Origin of the sequence: Clostridium yunnanense (assembly GCF_016595795.1) — a bacterium.
GTDB classification, from domain to species: domain Bacteria; phylum Bacillota; class Clostridia; order Clostridiales; family Clostridiaceae; genus Clostridium_AR; species Clostridium_AR yunnanense.
Genome location: NZ_JAENHN010000046.1, coordinates 172,040 through 196,338 on the forward strand (window position 1 = coordinate 172,040; position 24,299 = coordinate 196,338).

Genomic DNA, 24,299 nt, shown 5'->3' on the forward strand with positions numbered 1-24,299 from the left:
GACTAACCTTATATTAATGCACCTTGTTAAAATTAATTGGTTAACCATCCGACGCTCTTTAGATGAACAACCATATAATTGAAATTATCTTTTAGGATTATAGTTGTTAATCCTTAATGAGCTTACGCCAAGAATTAATTTCAACAATATTCTTAACCTTAGAGAGGAGTTATATATGTTTAAAAGTAATATTAACTACAAAAAGGAATTTTATAAAAATAATCATATCAATTATTTTATTTCTATTTTTGTTATCATTTCTCTTGCAGTTCTACAAATTGGCATTGCTTTTGTACTTCAAACGCTTCTGGATGTAGCAGCTAGTAGAGATATTACGGAGTTATGGCATTCACTAGCAATTGCTTCAATTGTCATGGTATCCACCATATTTGCATATTTTATAAAGAAAATATTCTTTAATCGATTTATAAAAAAAGCACTTCAGCAATATAAGAATAAAGTATTCCAGAAAATCTTAGATAAGAATATCAGCGCTTTTAACAAAGAAGCATCCAGTACTTATATATCGGCCTTTAGTAATGATTTGGCCTCAATTGAACAAAATTACCTAATTGGCAGTCTGAATCTGATCTTGCAATGTTCTTTATTTATAGGTGGCATTATGGCAATGGCTTATCTTAACTGGAAACTGCTCTTAGGAACTTTAATTACTTGTATCCTACCTATCTTAGTATCTGCTATATTCGGAAACAAGCTTACAAATGCAGAAGTAAAAGTATCCGATGAAAATTCCTCTTTTGTTGCTCTGGTTAAAGATCTACTGACAGGTTTTCCTGTAATCAAAAGCTTTAAGGCTGATAAAGAAATATTCAATATCTTCGTCAGTAAAAATGATGAACTTGAAAATACTAAAAAGATTCGTAGAGATATAACTAATAATATTGAAATATTTAACTCCTTTGCTAGCCTCTTTGTTGAAATAACCATATTTGGCTTAGGTGTATACTTGTCCATAAAAGGTGTAATCACCGTTGGAGTTGTTGTTGCCTTTATTCAGCTACTAAATTACGTTTTAGGTCCTATTAATTCTATTGGTCCTATTATTGCAAACAGAAAAGCTGCAGAAGGTTTAATAGAAAAAATCCAAAATATTGCTGAAATTTCAAATAGCAGTGGTGGAAGTACACCTCTGTCCTCATTTAATGATGCTATTATTTACAACAATGTTTCTTTTGGATATACAGAAGAGGTTTATACTCTAACCAACATCAATCTAAGATTTATGAGAAATAAAAGTTACGCTATTGTAGGGAGCAGCGGAAGCGGTAAATCGACTTTACTAAATCTAATGTTAGGTTATCAAAATAACTACAAAGGAAATATAGAAATTGATGGGATTGAGTTAAGAGATACTTCTATAGACAGTCTATATGACCTAGTTTCAATGATTCAACAAAATGTATTTGTATTTAATAATAGTATTTCTGAAAATATTACTCTTTTTAAAGACTTTGAAAAAGAACAAGTTGATTATGCCATTGCCTGTGCAGGCTTATCAAAATTGATTGAAGAAAAAGGTATAGACTACAGATGTGGGGAAAACGGAGTAAATCTCTCTGGTGGTGAAAAGCAACGTATTTCTATTGCCCGTTCTCTTATAAGAGGAACTCCAATCCTCATGATGGATGAAGCTACTGCTTCCTTGGATAATGAAACCTCTCGTTTAATAGAAGAAGCTATTTTAAAAATAGAGGACTTAACAAAAATTATCGTAACTCACAAATTACACGCAGATATATTAGCTCGATATGATCAAATTATAGTAATGAATAAAGGAGAAATCGTGGAGTTAGGTACCTTTGATGAGCTTGTTAAAAAGAAAGGCTTCTTTTATTCATTGTACTCTATAACTAATTCTAGTGAATCTATTGATGAAAAAGTTATTTGATTTTACTTTAAAGTAAAGTTCTGTTAAAGCACCGTGTTGAAATATATCCAATAGTAAAATCGTTAAATATGCACCACTTTGAACTATCCCATGTTTACTTAACATGGGATAGTTCAGACTACTTAATTTAATCTGCCTCTTTACATAATGATATCAAATTATAGCTTTCAAAGTTTGCTTAAGCTACTTATATTTTAGTATTTCAATTCTTAATACCCCTTATCATCTATAGTCCACTTACTGTTTTTCTTATCTCTTATTAATATCCATTGATAATCTGAATAAGTAGAGTTAGGATTTAATACAGGATTCTCACCTGAGCCGTCAACATCAAAATTTGATAACAAAACAATAACATTTTCTGATTTTACTCCATTCACAGCCCCTCTTCCATTACTCATATAACTTTTTGCAATAGAATCAGATTTTTCTTCGTCGTACCATACCTTTGTTAGTGTGCAGCCTTTAAAAGCAAAGTTATTCTTTACACAGTCTATTGCCTTGTTTACTTCTTCTTTAGTAAATTTAGTAGACTGTCCATTATCTACTGTTAGGTTGCTACTTGCATTGTTTGACTTACAAGCTACCAATGATAATAACAATAATATTGTACACAATGACATTATAACTTTTCTCATATAAATCTCCTTTTTAATATCAGAACATTAACTTAGAATTGTGCATAACAATACGATATCATTTGTACACCCAGTACTATTTTCAAAATAATTACAATTGACTGTAAACAAACCACCAAAAGCTAAATAAACTACTTAAAAGAATATATCTCCCAAACTAGCATAAATTAAAGTGAAAGCTTTACATCTATATACTAACTAATCATGTTTAGCTCAATTTTTATTAGCAATGTTCTGTAGCTAAAGCTTATAATGGTTTATAATTAACAATACAAGCATCTTATTTTTGGTAAACTTGTCAATAATAATTAATATTATGTTAAAGACTATTGTTGAAATTAATTTGTTATACAGGAGGCAATTTTAATGCAAATTTTAAAACATGTAATGGATGATGTTATAAAAAGAAATCCCAATGAACCTGAGTTTCACCAAGCAGTTGAGGAAGTACTTTTATCACTTGAACCAGTAGCTGCAAAACATCCTGAATGGGTGAAAGATAAAATATTTGATAAAATAGTAGAACCTGAAAGACAGATTATCTTTAGAGTACCTTGGATAGATGATAAAGGTGAGGAACATATAAATAGAGGCTTTAGAGTTCAGTTCAATAGTGCTATTGGACCTTATAAAGGTGGGCTTCGTTTCCATCCATCAGTTAATATTGGAATAGTAAAATTCTTAGGTTTTGAACAAATATTTAAGAATTCGCTAACTGGACTTCCAATAGGCGGAGGCAAAGGCGGCAGTGACTTTGATCCTAAGGGTAAATCAGATGGAGAAATAAAAAGATTCTGCCAAAGCTTTATGCTAGAGCTTAACAGACATATTGGTGAAAACACAGATGTTCCTGCTGGTGATATTGGAGTTGGCGGTCGTGAAATCGGATATTTATACGGGATGTATAAGAAGATAAACAATGAGTTTACTGGGGTATTAACAGGAAAGGGCCTGGGCTGGGGTGGAAGTCTGGCAAGAAAGGAAGCCACAGGTTACGGGCTATGCTACTTCATGAACGAAGCTTTAAAAGCAAAAGGCAAATCCTTTAAGGGCGCAAATGTAGTTATTTCAGGTTCCGGAAATGTAGCTATTTATGCTAATCAAAAAGCAACAGAGCTTGGTGCTAAAGTTGTGGCTATGAGTGATTCAAACGGATATATTTACGACTCTAATGGAATAAACTTATCTACTATTAGAAAAATAAAAGAAGTAGAAAGAAAGAGAATAAGTGAATATGTAAAATATCACCCTAATGCAACTTATACCGAAGGCTTTAGAGGAATATGGAATGTCAAATGTGATGTTGCTCTTCCTTGTGCAACTCAAAATGAGATTGATGAAAACTCTGCCAAAACTTTAATTGCTAATGGATGCTATGCAGTTGGAGAAGGTGCAAATATGCCTTCAACTATGGATGCCGTTAATCTATTCATCAATAACAAAATAATCTTTGGACCAGCAAAAGCTGCTAATGCAGGTGGTGTTGCTACTTCAGCTCTGGAAATGGCGCAAAACAGTATGAGATATTCTTGGACTTTTGAAGAAGTTGATTCTAAACTGCAGGAAATAATGAAGAACATATATGAAAAATGTAGTAGCACTGCAAGTGAATACGGCTTTGAAGATAACTTAGTTATAGGAGCAAATATTGCTGGATTTATCAAGGTTGCTGAGGCAATGTATGCACAGGGGATTTAATTTTTACAGCTCTAGCTTAATTTAAATTTGCACTTATATAGATAATCCAGTTCTATGTAATAAAACTAAGTAATAATTCTGATAACTATAAATGTTAATAGGATTATGAAATATAGATTCTATTTGGAACTGGTTTATCTATAGTTTCCTCTTTTAGAAACTTAAGTCATTCAAGCTAAAAATCATAAATTTATATTTTTTAGCTATTCGCAACTTAATATTTGAGGTTTAAGCCACCATGTTTATGAACTTTTTATACATGAGGATATATATTTAAAACAATATACCAATAAATTAGCCCAGGACAATAATTTTTATAATTATAGCCCTGGGTTAATTGTGTAGTGAAAACTCAACATTAAATACGAAAAAATTATTCTCGTAAATTTTCTTAATATATATTTTATTAATAATTATATGTATGCCCCACTTCACACACCTGGCTATATGCCCATTTGTTAAACTATGAACCACAGATTTTATTATACATTTATTCCACTGTTAACGATTAATTATCTAATCATAACATTTGACACCTTCATACCATATGTAGTATTATTTAGAAAACACCCCACTATATGTGGTGCTATTTTCGAATTATATACCCATAGTTGTACCTTTCAAGGAGGATTTTTTATGAAGAAATTATTAACTGAAGAATTTTTAAATCAATATGCAGAGATTAATACATTAGCTCCATTAGGAAGTTTTGTTTATTATAGAACTTATTCAAGATGGCTAGCAAAAGAAGGTAGACGAGAAACATGGCTTGAAACTGTTGAAAGAGCTGTTGAATATAATTGCAGTTTAGCTCCTGATACTTCAAAGGAAGAAGCTGAAGAATTATTCGATTTAGTATTTAACCTAAAAGGATTTCTAAGCGGACGCACCTTTTGGATTGGTGGAACTTCAGCTGTAAATGATCATGCTCTTGCAAATTTTAATTGCAGCCTTGTCATATTGGATGGTTTTGATAAACTTGGTGAACTATTTTATGCATTAATGGTTGGAACAGGCGTAGGATTTAGAGTTCTTGAAGAGGATGTTAAATATCTTCCTAAAATAAGACTTGTTGAAGTTATAAATAAGGAGTATGAACCAAAAAGTAAGAATAATAGATTAGAATCGACAGCTCTAGATTTCTCTAATGGAAATACTAAAGCAACTATACATGTAGGGGACTCTAAAGAGGGATGGGCTCAAGCACTAAAAATGTATTTTGATATAATTACCCGAAAAGAATATAAGCATATTGTAACAATTGAAATAGATTATGATAGTGTAAGACCTAGAGGAGAAAGATTGATACGTTTCGGAGGAACTGCTTCTGGACACGATAGCTTAAAAAATATGTTTGTCAAATTTCATAAGGTAGTTAACAATAGAATTGGAAATGATGCTAGTGAAGGCAAGGTACACGCTATTGATATGCTAGATTTTGCAAACATTATCGCTGAAAATGTAGTTGTAGGCGGAGTTAGAAGATCTGCTGAAATCGGCTTAATAGATGCCAATGATTCTGAAACAATTAAGGCTAAGAATGGGTTATATACTCAAGATTCAAATGGTAATTGGGTTGTAAATGAAGATATTATACATAGAGCATTATCCAATAATACCATAATCCACTTTCAAAAACCTTCTAAAGACTTTTGGAAATGGCAGTTTCAGCAAATGAGGTTTAGTGGTGAACCAGCAAGTTATAATGGAGCTGAAGCTTTAAGACGTAACCCTAATTTTAAAGGAACTAATCCTTGCGGTGAGGTGCTACTAGACGACCGTCAAACTTGTAATTTGGTTACTACAAATATTATGGCTCATGTGAAGGATGGAATACTTGATATAGATGGATTATTGAGAACTCATTTATTATTAACCAGGGCATCCTATAGACTTACACTTGTAGAACTGGAACTCCCTGAATGGGATTATAAATTAAAGAGAGATAGACTTCTAGGAGTAAGTATCACTGGGTATCAAGATGCTATTAATGCAGTAGGTATGAGTACATCCGATCAAGTTGATTTATTAAAGAAATTAAGATTTACTGCCAGAAAAGCTGCCGATGAATTAGCAGACTCTTTAGGGTTAAATAGATCACTACTTGTTACAACCTTAAAACCTGAAGGTACTTTATCACTGCTTCCTACAGTCTCTAGCGGACTTCATTTTTCTCACTCTCCATATTATGTGAGAAGAATAAGGATAAATGCTGAAGATGCATTAGTTAAGGTATGTCAAGATCTAGGATATCCTGTACATCCTGAAAATGGTTCTACAATGGATAACGCCCGAACTTTAGTTATTGAATTCCCTGTTGAGGCCCCTAAAGGCAAAACCAAATATGATGTTTCAGCAATAGAGCAGCTTGAAATATATAAAATGTTTATGGACAATTACGTAGATCACAATGCAAGTATTACAGTAAGCGTAAGAGAACATGAGTGGGATTTAGTTGAAGACTGGGTTTATGAAAACTGGAATTCTATAGTTGGTATCTCCTTCTTATCCTTAGATGATAGCTACTATCCTCTTTTACCCTATGAAGCAATAACAAAAAAGGAATATGAAACTAGATTATCAAGCATGAAACCTTTTGATGCTAAACTATTAATGAAATATGAGCATGGTGATGAACATGATATAGATGATAGTGACTGCACTGCAGGCGTGTGTCCTATAAAGTAATAATATTTAGAGAGAGAACTTAAGTTTTCTCTCTTTTTTTAACCTCCCAATAAAGATTTCGATACACTACTAATTTCTATTGGGAATTACTTTAATATAAACTAGTTATCCGTAATCTTGTTTTATAATTTTCTTTACAGTAAAGACTAATGCTATATTATCATACGGACTTTCCTCCCCCTATCTTTTGAATAATATAACAATATCAGTCTTCAGTTTCTATCTTACCAAAAGTATATTTTGACAAATCCAAAAGTGCTTTAAAAACATTAGGTATTTCCGTTATTCCACTGGATATTGTCTAAACCATAAGGAAAATCTACATGGGGATTTTCTATATGCAGATATATACATCATATTTCTGTAAACTATATTAATCCACGCCAATAATAGTTTCATTATTGGCGTGGATTAGTTTAATATTATTCTAAAATCTATAAATATTATTTAGGTATTACTTTAAATTCTAATTACTTCTTATTTAATATATCCAAAATATAATTAATGCATATTATCCATGTTATTCATATTATTAAAAATATCTCCACCATTACCAAGCATACTTGACGCAAAATAACTTAGTGAACTATGTACAACTACGGCTATAATTAATACTGCAATTGCTAGTATTATTTTGCTTTGTTTATTTAGCTTGTAGTTATTTTTTATCGTGAAACTTATTAATGAAATAATTATCCCTGTTGGTATAAGATAAGATACATACCTAGGACTTTCTTTAAAGTGAGAAATTCCACCGCTTATCATTCCTATACCAATTGCTAAACTTAATGATACTATTATTAATTTAGTTATTTCTACAAAAGATAATTTCTTTTTATTTATCACGATTTCATTAAAAATCGTTCCTGAAATAAATAAAATTAATCCAGTTAATAATATTGCAGAATATCTCATAATATTAAAGGGCATTAGCACTATGCCACTTGAGACTAATCCCATTCCTAAAAAGTATACTATATACACTAAATAGCTAAAAATTAAATTACTCATCCTTTACTCTCCTCTTTTTCTTTAGTATTCTAATAATTTGCATCTAACTGATATAAAATTCATACATATGTTAATTATAAAATTGTTTTCATAATTATTATCACTCTTAGTATTTATTTTAATTCTATAATTATAGTAATTGAATTATATGTAGACTATATGAAGAAGCACAGGTTCTTTTAATTTCGTTATATTATTTATAACTCTTTTAAATTTATTAAAATAAGTTATATTTCATAAAAACTTTAATTTTATGCTGATTATAAATTAACCCACCACAATAATGTTTATCATCAAAGTAGCGGGTTAATATTTTAGGCAAATCCTAACTTTATATTTTGGTAAGCACGGAGGTAGGCATATATTTACTTGTCCCATACAACTTTATTTAAATATGGTTTTACCTGCTTACATCTTTCTTCACATATTTCCTCATTATCATAATAGGAACTGCTTACGCCTACACACTTATGCATGCAGAAATACCTTACATTACAATCTTTACACTTAGGTTTATCATCTACTATAGCCCTTTTAAGCTTTTTATCCATAAACCTTTGATATTTTTCAGATCTAAATATATCATCAAATTCTTTATCTATGATATTTCCAAGCTTAAATTCCTCATTTTCTAAAATAACACATGGATATAAATCTCCTGCTTCATTAATCATTATCTTATTAATAGCTGCTTTACAAAAAATCGAACACTTCAAGCTTTCTCTTATATCTTCTAAGTCATTTTCGTCAATTGGAGTAAAAGCTAAGTGATCTTTTAGTCCAATACTCTCATAGTTTTCTAAGCCTCTTCCGAGAGCACTGAACTCCCTAACCGTTCCTTTCACATCCAAGTCTTCACATAAACTATAGAAATCATCAATATGGTTATAGTTCTGATATGTACTAACCATACTAAGAATTATGGTATCTTTATTAAAACCTACCTCTTTAAGATACTCTATTGCATTTATTATCTTATCGTACACTCCTCTTCCTCTTACAAATTCACAGGATTCCTTATCATAGCCATCTAAGCTTATAGAAACTGCATCTACATATTCTTTCAGCACACTTGCCATAGGTCTATCAATTAGCGTACCGTTAGTTAAAAGATTAACTGTTCCCTTATAATTGTCCCTTATATACTGAAGCAAAATCTTTATATCTTTTCTGATTAATGGCTCCCCTCCAGTTAACAGCAGACTCTCAATATTAAATTGAAATATCTTGTCCAAAATCTCTTTCATCTGCTTAGTACTTAAAATATCTTCATATTCTATACCAGCAGAAGCTGAACAATGAAGACACTTCAAATTACATTTATTAGTTAGTTTAAATTCAACTTCTTTAATGTCAGGCTCTCCCTCTATTTCACTAGAGCTCTTAATCATTTTTTCATCTATTAAAACCTGAAAAATTTCAGCTAATTCTTCTCTTTCTTCCTCATTTTCTAAAGTTCTTATATATGACAAAGGTGACATATTTTTATTAATGCAATAATTTATTCTTTGTAAATTTGAAGCAGAGATTCCTCCCCAAGTACCGGAATATCCATTGATTATTATCACATCGTCTTCATTTTGTATAAATCTAGCATAATCCGAAAAAACGATATCATTATCTTTTATAGTTACCATCAACTTAATCCTCTTTTTTAATAAATTTGTAATAAACAAAAAACACCAAAGTATTTTTGTACTATGGTGTTTTTTATGTTTCAAGCTATTGTGTACATCTCTTTCATACCAACCATATGGTATTATCCTCGATGCATGTACAACTTTTTTCCTACCAACACTTTCCGTTATACCAAATGTCTGGTATTATCTTTGGAGCCTCTGCCTTTTTCTTCTTACCATATACCTTCATCATAATCTCTCCTCTCATTTTAAAATATATTCTACGTAAAATATATTTTTTATTATACTTAACAAAAATGTAAAATACAAGAATAAATTTTAAAACTTTTTATAAACTTTGTTAACTTTATTATTAAATCATCACCCAAAGATACTCTTTATTTTAATTTTAGTAATATAACTAAACAAAATATTAGTTACCCATCCTTCCTATTGGTAACTAAAGAAAAAGCTTAATAAGCCTTCTACAATTAACAGAAACATAAAACTTTAGTGTATTGCAATAACTTAAATAGCTTTTCCATAAATAATTTAATATTTTTATGACTTTAATGATTTTAAACCTAAATAATTATACAATATATAGTTATTCTGTCAATTCATTTACAAATTACAAAAACTTCCTTATAATATTTACCATAAATATTTTTTAACGACAGAAAGGAGTCACTTTATGAGAAAGAACTTTAAAAGTTTGATCCCAGCTTTTATCTACACCGCAATCATAGTGTTTTTTATTTATAAAATCACTATTTCAAGCTTTAGTAATCAAGCTTTTAGTAAAGATAATGTGTACAAAAATATAGAAGAACTGTCTTCAGAGAAATTCAGTGGTAGACAAGCTGGTACAGAGGTCAATAATAAGGCTTTAGAGTATGTTAAGAATTACTTTGAAACCATAGGAATTGCACCTGCGGGAGAAAACGGAACCTACTATCAAAGCTTTAACACCATGATGCCTACATATAATTCCAATCCAGTACTTAGTGTATTGGACAAGAATACAAATGAAACTACAAGCTTTAAGTATGGTGAGGACTTTGTTGATATACTAAATGGTATTGGTGGAAGCGGAAATATTAGCGGTGACTTATACTTCTTTGATGGCAGCATAAAAGAGGTGCCTAAAAACATGATTAACGGCACGGTTTTAGTTGCTTTAGGTAAGATCTCTGACGAAGATTTAGAGTACGCAGCTGATAACCACTGTAAGGCTATGCTGATTTTATCAAACAACATGAATACAAAGGATAGCTTTAACATCCATTCTAAAAATGGCAAGTCCCTGATAATATATAAGATTTCAGCAAACACTGCTCAGTTTCTTTTTGATCATGCACAACATAATTTAACTGTTAGTTTAACGCTAGACGTATCATTTAAGAATATAAATACGCCAAATCTTTTAGGTAAAATAGATGGTAAAAACAAATCTTCAGGATATCTTTTAGTAACGGCTGATATTGACGGAGTTGGTCAAATCGGTAGTAGTACCTTTGTTCCTGGAAGTCTTCATAATGCTTCTGGTGTAGGTATGCTGATGGAACTTGCAAATACTATGAATAATTCAAAGAACAAGCCTGATAAAACCATTATTTTTGCTTTGTTTAACAGTCATGAAGAAGGAAATCTTGGTTCCAGATACTACATTGAAAATCCCCTGTATCCTCTTGATAAATCCGAGGTCATTTCTCTTGATTCCTTAGGTTCTACTATAGATAACAAGCTTTATTTATCTTCAAAAGGTGCTGCCGGTGAAGCTCTAATGAGTAATTTAGCTTCCTACATACCTAGAGATGATTTTAGTGTTATTTTAAAGAAGAATATTCATGGTGGAGATACTGAAGCCTTCCTCAAAAAGGATGTTCCCGCGGTACTTATTTATGGAGATTCTACTTATGATATTTCTAATTCCCCAAATTCTAATAACTCAACCTTAGGAAGTACTATCCAAAATCAAGGCTTTATCCATTCAACTAATGACAACTTAAGCATCATAAATAAAGATAGACTTAATGGTATAGGCAAAATTCTTACAAACTACTTTCAAAGAGAAGTATATAATGATTGGAGCCATGGTGTGCTAAACACTGCGCAGTATATTACAATTCTAATACTTGCTATCTCCTCCTTAGTGCTCCTTGTGCCAAAAACCCTTTATAAAATCAAGCCTTCAGGAAGAATACTAGGAGCACGGTTTGAGAGTATTTATCTTTCTAGGATTTTCAATATTATAGACAAGGCTGTAAAAATCTCAATAGGTTTTTTAATAATAATTTTCATAATCCTATTTATTATCTTTATACCAACTAGCTTTAATATTGTAGCCTTTAACGAAGGTTATATTTCAAATTATTCTGTTTTTATAATCGTGCAAAATGTTCTTAATTACATAGCTCATTTCCCTAGTGCAGGCTTTGGTAAGACTTTAAATCATTTTGATGTTTTTCCTGTAATAGCTTTTTCCATAGGCAAAAGCATTTTGCTAATAGTAAGTTCCTTAATTTTAGCCTTCCTAGTGGGTACCTTAAGCGGCACCTTAACAGGCTTTAACAAAAAGAAAAATGCAGTTTTAGGAGTTCTTAGTACCCTAGCAATAATGTCCTTGCCTGATGTACTGATTGCTCTTATATTTCAGCTTATAAGAATATCGATTTATAAAAACAGTAGTCTGTCCTTCCTCTCCATAGAAGGTGAAAGTCAAAACTTTTTATATGCATTTTTATCGCTTGCAATCATTCCAACAGCCTATATAGCTAGAATTTCTCAAACAGCTGCTAATGAAGAAATGCAAAAGGACTATATTATAGCTGCAAAGGCTAAAGGTCTTTCTAATGTACAAATAATCAAAAATCATCTTTTAAAATCAGTAAGCATAAAGGTGGTAGAAGCACTACCTTCAGTTTTAAATATAATTATCTCCAACCTAATTATCATTGAGTACTTTTTCAACTACCATGGAATCGTATATCAGATTTTCAGCTTCTACAAGGATGGAGATATAAACGCAACGATAGGGTTAATTATAGGTATGGCACTGGTATACTGCATCCTCTCCATTATAATAAAAACTCTTTCAAAACTTATAAACACTGAAAAGAGATATAACTCTTTAAGACAATCAATGTGAGCAAAGGGGTGATAAATATGAATAATAATTCTAATAAATTTAATACAGAACGAAAACTAAACTCCTCAGATCAATTCAATAAAACCTTTAAAAGCATAAAAAGCAAAGTAACAAGCTATAAAAATCCAAATGTTTTATTTATTCTAGGAACCATAATAATACTTGCCATAGTTTTTATAATATTATTCCCTGAAAAGCTCACCAGTCAAAACCCTTACAGCATAGAAGGAATAAAGTCTGCAATACAAAGCAATGGCACCCTTGCTATAAAAGGTGCTCCCTTTTCTCCTTCAAAGGAAAATCTCCTTGGGACAGACAGCCTTGGACGAGATATTCTTAGCATTATAGTTTATGGTACAAGTTTTACAGTGGAAATTTGCTTTTTTGTAGTGCTAGGAAGATTTTTGATTGCCTTGCCTCTAGGTATTGCTGCTGGAGTTGGAAATTCCTTCAGCAATTCAGCTATAAACCTATTTAATGTGATATTTAGTACTGTTCCTTCTTTATTAATAAGCATAATGATTCTAAAAATAGCTTTCTTCACAAATTTATTCAAAGCACAATCCCTAATAGCCTTTGTGGTAGTGTTAACTGCTGTTGGGTGGTCCAAGCTTGCTGGAATAATTCGTGAGAGAGTTCAGAGCATATTAGCACAGCCCTTTGTTACTGGAGAAAAGGCAATCGGGAAAAGTAATTTTAAGATTATTATGGAAAATGTACTGCCTCACTTTTCACCTGAGCTTACAGTATTATTCTTTATGGAAATGGCCCTTGCGCTTTCTATGCTAATGCAGCTTGGCTTCTTTGGGCTTTACGTAGGTAATATAAGAGTTGTACAGAATTCGGATTCCAATGCTTTAGTAAATATAAGCTATGAGCCAGAATGGGCCAGCATGTTGTCTAGTTCAATAAACTCCTTCAAGACCGCCCCTTGGACTGTACTCTCCCCTGCTGCAGCATTCTTTATAAGCATCTTTGGATTTAATTTATTTGGTGAAGGACTTAGAAAAAAGCTTCAGAGTAAGAACTCCATGTTTATTGTAAATTTTAGAAATATATTAACTCTTAAACTTATAAGTAAAAAAACTTTAAAGTATGCAGGTTCTCTGGCTATTATTATCCTAGCATTATTTACTACCTTTACTGTTAGATCAAGTAACAACAAGAAAGCAATCACCGCGGAGGCTTCCGCTCTAACAAACTGGGAAGGTGAAAATCAAGTACTTATAGGAAGTAACGAAGCCTCTCACACCGCTGATTATCTTAAAGCAGTTCTTGAAAAAACTGGTTTTAAGCCTTTAGGCAAGGACTATATCCAAGCTTATAATGTAGGAAACTTGTATTCTATAAATAGTTATAAATTTAAGGTTACTAGTTCAAATACTACGGAAACATTGGCCCTTGGGAAGGATTTCTCTCTTGAAAACTGCACCAATTACTTTTTATCAGGCAATTTAGTTTTCTCAGAAAACTTAGATATTTTCAATATAAAAGATTTCTCAAGATTTGATGGCAGCTTTGTAGCTTTGGATGAAAAGATTTATTCAAAGGAAGCAATAAAAAACTTTTCAGAAAAACTGCAAAAGAGTTCCAAGTCCTTAGGTATTATAGATATTATTTCAGATGCGGAAAAACTTCCTGAAGTTACATATGGTAGTGCTTCAAGTTCACCATTTATATACCTTACAAGGACTGCTTCCTTGAAGCTAAAGAAAGACTCACAGATAACTCTTGATATAAAGACTACAACTTTATCAGACACAGGAAAGAACGTTATTGGCGTATTGCCAGGAAACAACCCTAAGACCTCTAAAGAAGCAATACTAATAAGTGTCGGTTATAACTACTTAGACTATGATAAAGAGAGTGCTCTAAAAAGAATAAAAATGGCTATAGAACTAGCTTATAAACTTAATAATAAAGATTCTAAGCTCCAAAGAACCATCATAATAGCCTTTTGGGATGGTAATAAGGTTGATAAATATTCCGGGGAGAGATACTACTGTGCTAACCCTTTGTATCTCTTAGAAAATACAGTTTTAAACCTAGACCTTACTAATATTGACACCAAAGGTGATACCCTGAGGTTTAACACTGAATTAGCTCCAGTAAGCCGTTATTTTGCATGGGCCTTCAATCACGAGCTTCAGACAAATCTAAAAAATCACGGCATTAAAATCAGCACTGCTGGCAATAATGTTTTAACTCAAAACTTGGATGTTAATAAGGATCCACAAGCAGTGCTTTACACCAAAGGTGTTCCTACTATTATCGCTATGCCAAGTGAAGCTAAGAGTTTGACAAAGAAAACTACTGTTAACGACAATTTTGTAGATATCTTAGTAAATACAATTACAGAAAATAAATATTAGTTTGGGCGTGAAAAAATGGATAATAATAACTTACTTCAAATAAAAGATTTAAAAATATCCTTTAAGAATGAAAATAGCTTTCTACAGGTTGTTAGAGGCGTAGATATTGAACTAAATAAAGGTGAAATCCTTGGGATTCTAGGGGAATCTGGAAGTGGTAAGACCGTTACTGCTTCCTCAATCCTTCGTTTGATTGATGACGGAAGCTCCAGAGTAGATTCTGGAAGCATCAGCTTTGAAGGAACGGATCTTTTGAAACTGAAAGAAAAAGAAATGAGAAAAATCCGTGGCAGGAAAATCTCTTACATATTTCAGGATTCCTCTGCAGCACTAGATCCTTATAAAAAGATCGGCGATCAACTTAAGGAAGTACTAAAGATTCACAACAAAAGCTTTACTAAAGAAGACATCATAAAGGGCATGCAAAAGGCTGGCATAGAAAACGCTGATGTTATTTATGATATGTACAAGTCTCAGCTAAGTGGAGGGTTATGCCAAAGAGTAGGAATAGCTATGGCTACCCTTTGCTCTCCTCAGATAATTATCGCAGACGAGCCAACCACAGCAATTGACGCTTCCCTTCAAAAGAAGGTCTTAGAGCTTTTAAAATCTGTGAATGAAAATAGCTCTACTTCTATTCTATTAATCACCCATGATATTGATGTGGTTAAGCATATATGCCATAAGGTGGTTGTGATGTATGGGGGCTTGGTTATGGAGGAAGGTCCAATGGAGCAGTTATTAGACAACCCTCTTCATCCATATTCAAGGGAATTACTCCGCTGCGTTGACTCCCTAGATACTAATGATTCTAGTTTATATACCATTAGTGGAAGTCCTCTTCAGGTTAAGGATTTTAAAGATCAGTGCCCTTTTTATGAAAGATGTAAGTATAAAAATGGTAGATGCGAAAGCGAAATGCCTAATATAACATCTATAGGCCAAAGAAAAGTAAGATGTTTTTTAAATGAGGATGGTGAAAATATTGAATAACCCTAAACAGCCATTAATTACTGTACAAAATATCAGCAAGCACTATGTTGTAACCCAAAATATATTTTCTCCAAAAACCATAATAAAAGCTGTAGATGACGTTAGTTTTACCATAAGTAAAGGAGAATCCCTTGGACTTATAGGAGAAAGCGGAAGCGGAAAGACTACCGTCGCCTCTCTAGTTCTTAAACTCATAAAAGCTGACACAGGAAAAGTCGTCTATAAGGATACTGATTTAACTTCACTAACCGAAGATGAAATGAGAACCATGAGAAAAGAGCTTCAAATAATCTTTCAACATAGCCAAGGAACCTTAGACCCTAAAATGACAGTAGCAGAGTTTCTAACTGAACCACTTTTACTACATAAAATAGTTAAGCCATACGAAACCTCAAAAGAAGTTTCAAGGCTTTTAAATCTTGTAGGTCTATCAGAAAGTGATAAGTCTAAGTTTCCATATCAGATGAGTGGTGGCCAATTGCAGAGAGTTGGAATCGCAAGAGCTATTTCCACAAGACCAACCTTCATCATCTGCGACGAACCAGTATCAGCCCTAGATGTGTCCATTCAAGGTCAGATACTAAACCTACTAAAGGACCTACAGAAAGAACTAGATTTAACATATTTGTTTATCTCCCATAACCTAAAGGTAGTAAAACATATCTGCGATAGAGTTGCAGTGATGTATAAAGGAAAGCTTATTGAGATAAATAACACAAGAGCTATTCTTGAAGATCCTAGCGAGGAATACACTAAGAAATTGGTTGAGTCTATGTTATAGGATTTCTAACTGAACTATTAAGTTATATGTACCTGAAAATTATTTTCAAAAGACTCTAAATATTATATTTGTCCACTGTAATATTTAATTTCATTAGCTAATATACATTATTAAATAATAAAGGATAGGTGATTTAATGTTTCAATTTCTTGCCCTATTAGGCATCTTCATATTTTTCTTCTTTATAATCTCCATAATTTTATATGTTTTTATGGCTTATGCCTTATACACCATGGCTGTGCGTCAAGGATTAGAAAATCCTTGGGTAGCTTGGATTCCTATAGCTCAGCTATATACTCTAGGTAAGTTAATAAAAGGCTTAGAAATCTTTAATTATGAGGTTCCAAATATTGAGATAGTTCTACCAGTAGCCTCAATTATATTTGTAGTGTTCCGTCATGTACATCTCTTAGGACCTATAGTATCATTGCTTAACTTTATACTAGTACTGTTTGCATTAAATAAACTATACAAACTCTATAAGCCAGAAAGTGCTACTCTTTATACAGTTTTAAGTATACTAGGCTTCACTGTGCCATTTATAGTGTTCTCTTTAAAGGATAAAGACCCAGTAGCATAAAATAAATATGATTTTATCATATTATTTTCCACTCTATCTTTTAACTCTAAGTAGATGCACAGATAAACTTAATAATATATCAATATACACCATTCCAAAAGGCGACTGTTGTTCCAAACCAACAGCCGCCTTTTAAAAACTTATAATCCAATAAGCTCCTCTTTATAAATAACTTTTCCATCCTTGTCCAAGCCTAATAGATACTTTGTTCTATTTAGCTTATTATCTTCATTCCAATAAAAAATGAACATTCTACTTTCATCTAATTGATACTTAGCCGAACTAATTTTATCTTCACCATCAATTTGCATAGTGGTTATATTAGGATCACTTACATAGCCAAAGACTTTCATAATCATTTCATTATTTTTTGTACTAGAACCATACCAGCTATAAGATACTTGTTTTGAAGAATCTATAAGAGTTCCCCCTACCCCTTCGCCTGGATACCATTTAATTAGCTCCTTCTTAACCGTGTCTCCTGAAAACCACTCCTTATATCTGCCTAAATATATTTTTTCTTTACCTAGGTCTATTGTTTTTATTATCTTTGAAGGGCCATAGTGATAAGTTCGCTCAGACTGTTCATGCGCTTTTAAAGGTGAAAAGCTGCCAGATGATAGAAATGAATATTTGTAGCATATAAATAAAAGTACTATTGCTATACTCCACTCAATAATTACATCAATATGCTTCTTATTTATTTTCATTGATATTCTTCTCCTTATCAAGTGAAATGGTCATTTCAGCCTTTCTATCATACCAGTCAAGTTTTAGAGTTATAGCCTTAGTCTCTTTATCTATTCTATCAAATTCAGTCAGTTGATCTTGTCCCCATATCTTACCTTTATCTTCTCCGCCCCTATACTTATACTGTCTTCCTTTATCATCATATATCTCGATTGCACTAGTAGAAAAAGTCCACCCTAGCTCAGAAGGTTTATATGTAGATATAATATAGGCTTTATCATCAGTGTTAATAATTCTTTTGATTGATATAGTATCATTGTCTATCTTCATATCTTTGTTCACTTCAATTACCTGTGCCTTTTTCTGGTTCACCAGTTCTTTTAACTCTTTATAATAGTATTTGCTCTCAGGCAAATTTGTAAATATTTCAATGGTAATTATGATAAGACAAACTATTGTAATTGGATTTTTTAATACCTTAATTTTTCTCTCCTCCAAATCTATATTAAAGTTCTAAATTCATCATTCTCTTCTAGTACTTTAAAATTTAGAAATTGTTTAGTTGATAATACTATTGCTTACTATTATTAAATTACACTATATCCATATATTAGTATATCATCCCAAGCAAAATATAAATATATAATACTATGTATCTTTAATTAAAACCGTTTAAAATTTGAGTAAATTATTATCAATTTATAGGCTGATATAGTAGTGGCTGTAATTATATCATTAAGCGAGTTATCTGGTGTTTTATGAATAACCTTTTTCATAGGATTAAAATTTTAGTAGTCTCCATTAGGTGAGTATGTTACTTTAAAATATATAAAAAGATGTATCAAAGAAATGTTGTTATTATTTCAATAAGGATTGTCCATGCTTTATATTATAAATTAAGCTTTTTATCATTGAATCAAACTACCGCATTATATGTACAAGCTATACTTTTAATCACCAACATTTATTTAATACATAACTATAGGTATTTACAAAAGCATTCATTACATCGCTCTCTCATACAATAACAACTTTTTACTGATATAAAACTTGCTTTAAGAAATAGAAAAGGGGATAGCAAAAACTCTGCCATACCCTTTAAAATCTTTGAAACTCTATGGTTAAAATTGAAATCCTATACCTTTTGATTATATAGTCAGTATTTTTTCTACAATTAGCAGCACTATTTTTACAACTACAATCTTATAATTTTAGTTGCTACATTCTCGCAAAATGTAATATCATGCTCAACAAACAAGATTGTTGGTTTATATTCCATCAATAGCTCCTCTATCTGCATACGTGAAATTACATCAATAAAGTTTAGCGGTTCATCCCAGATATAAAGATGAGCTCTATCACATAGGCTTTTTGCTATCAATACCTTTTTCTTCTGGCCTCCACTAAAGTCTTCCATATTCTTTTCAAACTGCTCTCTTGAAAAATCAAGCTTTCTAAGCATTGCTTTGAATAAACTTTCATCAATAGAATTTTTCTCTGCATACTCAGTAAGGTTACCTTTCAGAGCAGAAGTATCTTGTGAAACATAGGAAATTATTAGCTTATTATTTTTTCTTACAATACCTTTATGAGGAATATCTTCACCATTGATTAATTTTAAGATACTTGATTTTCCACTACCGTTCTTTCCTTGGATTGCAATTCTTTCGCCTTGCTCAACTGTAAAGCTTATTTCTTCACATACAATTTTGTCCTCATATCTAATGGAAACCTCTGAAAGTTCCACAAGCTTTCTATCGTGAAAAGTGAGAGGTACTATTTTTAAACTTTCATTAGATTCAATATTTTTAAGAAGCTTTGATTTCTCCTCTAAGGCATTTTGCTGTCTAGCTTCAATATTTTTAGCGCGCTGCATCATTTTTGCAGCTTTGTGGCCCACATACCCTCTATCTATCTTACTTCCAGAATTAGTGGTTCCAAACTTACTGCTTTCAACTTTATCAGACCAGTTTGAGGAACGCTTTGCTGCTGCTGAAAGCCTATTAATATCTTTTTTAAGTTTTTCATTTTCCGCAAGCTCAAAACCATCCTGCAATTCTTTGTTTCTCCACCAGGAAGAAAAGTTGCCTTTTTGTATTTCTATATTGGTTTTATTTATAGCTAATATATGATCAATACAATTATCCAAAAAAGCTCTATCATGAGAAATAAGAATAAATCCCTTCTTCTTTTTAAGGTAATCACTTAATTTCTTTCTACCTTCAATATCCAAATGATTTGTAGGTTCATCAATAAGCAAGAAAGAGTTCTCTTTTAAAAACATTGCAGCAAGCATGGCTTTTGTCTGCTCTCCTTTAGATAGTGTGTAAAACTGCCTATATAAAGCGTCATAATCCATATCAAGCATAGACAATTCTTTTACTATCTCCCAGTCCATTGAATTTGGACTGATTTCTCTTATGACATCAATGGTAAAATTCTCTTGATCCTTAACTTCATAGGGGAAGTATTCAAAATTTACACTAGCTGAAATAATCCCTTTGTATTCGTATTTCCCTAGAAGAAGATTTAGGAAGGTAGTCTTCCCTCTTCCATTTCTTCCTGTAAACCCTAGCTTCCAATCAGTATCGATCTGAAAGCTTACATTTTCAAATATATTATCATAACTACCTTCATAGGCGAAGGTTAGATTTGTAACATTTATCATAGACATATTATAGTCCTCCTCTGTATTTAAATCAGGAAAGCCTCAGATCATCTAAAGCTATTTTTAAACTCTGCCATATTATGTGCAAAGCATAAAATACAAATGGATCTTAAGGTCACCCTTTTATATTTTTCTAAATAACAAAGTCGGAACAAAAGGCGACTTTGTTATTACTCCATATGAGAATCGCCTATAGTATCCGGCTCTATATGGAGAATATCATGCGTTAGCAAAGTATCTTCAATTTTCATTTTTAATCCTCCTATTCATTTTCCAATAAATATGGTTTATAGTATTATCAATCTAATTTTAAGTTCTTTCATAGAATGCTTTACACTATCTATGCTAAAAACAAAAAAATAAGAGCCGCAAGAAATTATCATTCTTACAGCTCATAGATATACAAAGTTACGCTAAACATTAAAGCATAGCATAAAGATATATATTAAGAGAAAAAAAGAATAACTTTCTTGCATAAAAAAGTACGACAAAATAACAGAATTACTCTGTTTATATTTGTGTCTGTTGTACTTTAAAAACTAGCAAGAAAAATTATACATTTTTTCACCTCAAATTCCGATTTTCTTATTATTCTACTCTTACACTTGAAAAATGTCAACAGCAATATATGTTAAAACATTATGTTAAAACCTATCCTAATAAATCTGATATTTTTGTAGTCCGGAATTTCCTTATTGCAAATTCCTTTCCTTAACTACTCAAATCCTAAAACTACTTATTCAATATATCTAATAATTTATCATCACGAAGTAATGGACCTATTGGACCATAGCCTTCACCTTCAAAGTCCATTTGATCACTTTTACTATCATTTTTATCCAAATCAAAATAAAGCTTAGTATATGTAACAGTTCTTAATTCATTAGGTCTAACAGCATACTTAAAAGTCTGCTTTTCGGAATAATCAAATTCTAGCAAAGTTCCCTTCTTCTTTAAATCATCTAACATGAATATACTTGGAGCCATATCTTTAATGCCTTTAACTCTTTCATTGGTTATACTAACAATAGAGTAAAACCTATAGTCTGACTTAGTTAAAGTAATCCTACCATCTTTCTTATAGTAAATGATGCTGTCCGGAGCTGCTATACTTCTATGTTCACTTAGCTTAGCCCGAATATCATTCTTCATTAGTAATGTACTAGCAATTATCATCAAAAGCACTACCATTACTAATACAGTGGTTTTCTTTTTATTCATATTATTTTCTCCTATAACTTGTCCATCTTTAGCAAAAAAACATTTTATAATAATCATTTTACTACTAATTTATGGTTTTTATCGGCTTTTCTTAGCATATATATCTTCTTATCCTAAAATTATCATAGCCTAGCTTTACTTATCTTAATATAACACCTATTTTGTAACTATCTACTAAAATTGTGTTTTTCACCTTTTCCATATTACAATATATTCATACATTAGTAAACACTGTAATCAATGATTAATAAAGATAAAACACTTCCATTTGAAAATATAAATTTAAATATGAAGTGGTTCATCTATATATTTCTATAATGAATATATACATAAAAAATTACGGCAAACAAATATTCTAATAACTGGGGAATAATAATGCCAGCTGGACAAATCGGGATAATTGTATTATTCGTTGTATTAGGAATAGTTTTTTCTTTAGGGAAAGGCTCTTTTCTGATCGCTGGATACAATACTTCAAGTAAAGAAGAAAAAGCAAAATATGATAAAAAAGCCCTAGGTAAATTTATGGGCAAGGCAATGTTTATGGTTGCTTTCTCAGTGTTCTTGTGCGGTCTTAGCACTCTACTCAATCAACATTTTATATTTGTTATTGGTTTTATATTATTAATTGGAACAGCACTTTTTATTCTTATTTATGCCAATACAAGCCATAGATTTAGAAAGTATACTAGTTGTAAAATAATTTATATTTGGTAGCTCTTATTAAGTATCAGACTTAAAGCCATCTAAAATTATTTTTATCTATGAACCTTAAACCATCATAAAAACTTATATGTCATTCCATAATAAAGAAGGCAGCTATAAAAATACAGCTGCCTCTATTGTTCTATTATTCAAAATTACATTCTCGTAATATAAACCTTTAGTTACTTACCACAACACTTCTTATACTTTTTACCGCTTCCGCAAGTACAAGGATCATTTCTTCCTATCTTAGGCTCTTCTCTAACAAAGGTTACTACCTCGTTCTCATTAAGGCTATCTGCAGCTGACTGCCCATCAGCAGAGTTATCTTCTTCACCTTCAAATAAGTCTGGTGACTCATTTATAAGTTCAAAGAATCTGTCACTATGCTTTTCATATCCCTTAAGCATTTTTCTTCTTTCCCCATCATTTGCTGCTTTATCAAGAAAATCTCTTATTAGTTCATAAAATTCACGGTAACTCTTCTTAAGTTTTTGAATTGAAGCTTTGAAGTCATCATATTGCGATAATATTTGATATTCGTTATAATAAGCCATTGCATCTTTTCCATCTTCGTCTAAGTCTAGAACGCTGTCTGGAAGTACCTCTAGTCCAACAAGAACACCAATTTCTTGTTTTATTTCTTCATCATCACTTAACTTACCAAACAAGTCAGCATACTTATTGAAATTTTCAATTTCTTTTTTAGTATCTAACACATTTTCATCTTGAGGCAAGATTTCAATTGCAGCATCGTTAAGTCTTTCAGCCTCTTCTGCTCCACCTAACTGTATAAAGTATCTTGCTATATCACATAATATCCACGCTATATCTTCTTTGATTTCTGAATTATTTTTAGCAAGAGCTACAAGCTTATCAATAGGCTCGTTTATTAAAGAGTTCATTCCAAAGCTTATTTCGAGCATTATAAGTCTGAAATATAATGTAGCTATAAAGCTAATCTCCTTTTGACACTCTATAGCTTTCTCTATAGTCTTTTTAGCCTCATCATAATTTTCATCCTTTGTATGAGCATCGCAAAGACCAATCCAGAAAGATATGTTATCAGCATCAAGCTCTAAAGCTCTTTCATAAGCTTTTACCGCCTTCTTTTGCCAGCCTCTTATATAATATGAATTAGCAAGATAACCGGAAAATGCTGCATTTTCAGACTCTTCCTTTTCAAGCTCTTCATAAAGCTTTATGGCTTTCCCACTGTTATTATTCTTCAAATAACCTTCAGCTAAAAGCGCTCTTACACTAAGTAGCATAGGATTATCTTTTAATATTTCCTCAAGGGTTTTAACAGCAGAGCTTAGCTCACCTTCTTTGATAAGCTCTCTTGCCTTCTCATAATTTTCTTTTATATCATTAGACATAACAATAACTTCATCATATTCTTGTCTAGTTTTAGAGTTACTTAAAACCTCATAAGCACCTCTTACATCAATAAATTCCCATTCGTATCTATCAAAAGGGAATTTTCTTGCAGCTGCAAAATATGCTCCCTTTACTTCTTCCTTTGTAGCTTGTTTTTCTAATCCTAAAATTCCATAAAAATCTTTCACTTACTTC

General features: G+C 31.6%; 16 protein-coding genes and 2 pseudogenes. 9 read left to right on the forward strand and 9 right to left on the reverse strand.

What is annotated here, in order from left to right:
* Positions 1–175 precede the first annotated feature (175 nt).
* Positions 176–1,909: an ABC transporter ATP-binding protein gene (locus JHL18_RS17035; RefSeq protein WP_200271427.1), complete on the forward strand. Its 1,734-nt coding sequence runs from the start codon at positions 176–178 to the stop codon at positions 1,907–1,909.
* A 209-nt stretch (positions 1,910–2,118) separates the two neighbouring features.
* Here JHL18_RS17035 and JHL18_RS17040 read toward each other — a convergent pair whose 3' ends face one another.
* A complete protein-coding gene (locus JHL18_RS17040; protein ID WP_200271429.1) occupies positions 2,119–2,547 on the reverse strand; it encodes a DUF4829 domain-containing protein in 429 nt (142 codons plus the stop codon).
* Between the two features lie 366 nt (positions 2,548–2,913).
* Between JHL18_RS17040 and gdhA the strand changes: the two genes are divergently transcribed.
* Both gdhA and nrdJ read left to right on the forward strand, forming a co-directional pair.
* Positions 2,914–4,245 (forward strand): NADP-specific glutamate dehydrogenase, encoded by a 1,332-nt coding sequence (gene gdhA, locus JHL18_RS17045; protein ID WP_200271432.1) that lies wholly within the window; start codon positions 2,914–2,916, stop codon positions 4,243–4,245.
* A gap of 636 nt (positions 4,246–4,881) precedes the next feature.
* Entirely contained in the window at positions 4,882–6,933 is a 2,052-nt protein-coding gene (nrdJ, locus tag JHL18_RS17050; RefSeq protein ID WP_200271434.1) for a ribonucleoside-triphosphate reductase, adenosylcobalamin-dependent, read from the forward strand.
* Between the two features lie 501 nt (positions 6,934–7,434).
* On the opposite strand, the gene JHL18_RS17055 is transcribed toward nrdJ, so the two are convergent.
* Both JHL18_RS17055 and JHL18_RS17060 read right to left on the reverse strand, forming a co-directional pair.
* Positions 7,435–7,944, reverse strand: a complete 510-nt coding sequence (locus JHL18_RS17055; protein ID WP_200271435.1) for a hypothetical protein — start codon at positions 7,942–7,944, stop codon at positions 7,435–7,437.
* Positions 7,945–8,309: 365 nt separating this feature from the next.
* A complete protein-coding gene (locus tag JHL18_RS17060; RefSeq protein WP_200271437.1) occupies positions 8,310–9,581 on the reverse strand; it encodes a radical SAM/SPASM domain-containing protein in 1,272 nt (423 codons plus the stop codon).
* 676 nt (positions 9,582–10,257) lie between these two features.
* Between JHL18_RS17060 and JHL18_RS17065 the strand changes: the two genes are divergently transcribed.
* From JHL18_RS17065 to JHL18_RS17085, 5 genes are all read left to right on the forward strand, one after another.
* Positions 10,258–12,714, forward strand: coding sequence for a M28 family peptidase (locus tag JHL18_RS17065; protein WP_200271439.1), 2,457 nt, complete (start codon positions 10,258–10,260; stop codon positions 12,712–12,714).
* Positions 12,715–12,731: 17 nt separating this feature from the next.
* Positions 12,732–15,086 (forward strand): ABC transporter permease subunit, encoded by a 2,355-nt coding sequence (locus JHL18_RS17070; RefSeq protein WP_200271441.1) that lies wholly within the window; start codon positions 12,732–12,734, stop codon positions 15,084–15,086.
* 15 nt (positions 15,087–15,101) lie between these two features.
* Positions 15,102–16,079, forward strand: coding sequence for an ABC transporter ATP-binding protein (locus tag JHL18_RS17075; RefSeq protein ID WP_200271443.1), 978 nt, complete (start codon positions 15,102–15,104; stop codon positions 16,077–16,079).
* A complete protein-coding gene (locus JHL18_RS17080) occupies positions 16,072–16,860 on the forward strand; it encodes an ATP-binding cassette domain-containing protein (protein ID WP_200271445.1) in 789 nt (262 codons plus the stop codon). The genes JHL18_RS17075 and JHL18_RS17080 overlap by 8 nt, the downstream gene beginning before the upstream one ends.
* A gap of 232 nt (positions 16,861–17,092) precedes the next feature.
* Entirely contained in the window at positions 17,093–17,440 is a 348-nt protein-coding gene (locus JHL18_RS17085) for a hypothetical protein (RefSeq protein WP_243277924.1), read from the forward strand.
* 140 nt (positions 17,441–17,580) lie between these two features.
* Here JHL18_RS17085 and JHL18_RS17090 read toward each other — a convergent pair whose 3' ends face one another.
* The 4 genes from JHL18_RS17090 to JHL18_RS17105 form a co-directional block, all read right to left on the reverse strand.
* A complete protein-coding gene (locus JHL18_RS17090) occupies positions 17,581–18,150 on the reverse strand; it encodes a hypothetical protein (protein ID WP_200271449.1) in 570 nt (189 codons plus the stop codon).
* On the reverse strand, positions 18,137–18,628 hold the full coding sequence (locus tag JHL18_RS17095) for a DUF5643 domain-containing protein (RefSeq protein WP_200271451.1): 492 nt from the start codon (positions 18,626–18,628) through the stop codon (positions 18,137–18,139). Before JHL18_RS17095 ends, JHL18_RS17090 begins: the two co-directional genes overlap by 14 nt.
* A 697-nt stretch (positions 18,629–19,325) precedes the next feature.
* Entirely contained in the window at positions 19,326–20,804 is a 1,479-nt protein-coding gene (locus tag JHL18_RS17100) for an Lsa family ABC-F type ribosomal protection protein (RefSeq protein ID WP_200271453.1), read from the reverse strand.
* Between the two features lie 726 nt (positions 20,805–21,530).
* Entirely contained in the window at positions 21,531–22,019 is a 489-nt protein-coding gene (locus JHL18_RS17105) for a hypothetical protein (protein WP_200271455.1), read from the reverse strand.
* A 375-nt stretch (positions 22,020–22,394) separates the two neighbouring features.
* On the opposite strand from JHL18_RS17105, the gene JHL18_RS17110 reads away from it, so the two are divergent.
* The gene (locus JHL18_RS17110) at positions 22,395–22,736 is read left to right on the forward strand and encodes a DUF3784 domain-containing protein (protein ID WP_200271457.1); all 342 of its coding nucleotides are present in this window, start codon (positions 22,395–22,397) and stop codon (positions 22,734–22,736) included.
* A gap of 170 nt (positions 22,737–22,906) precedes the next feature.
* Here the strand turns inward: JHL18_RS17110 and JHL18_RS26655 are convergent.
* Both JHL18_RS26655 and JHL18_RS26660 read right to left on the reverse strand, forming a co-directional pair.
* Positions 22,907–22,996, reverse strand: a pseudogene (locus JHL18_RS26655) (SEC-C metal-binding domain-containing protein); the annotation flags it as partial.
* 714 nt (positions 22,997–23,710) lie between these two features.
* Positions 23,711–24,292 (reverse strand): annotated as a pseudogene (locus tag JHL18_RS26660) (J domain-containing protein); the annotation flags it as partial.
* Between the last annotated feature and the right edge of the window lie 7 nt (positions 24,293–24,299).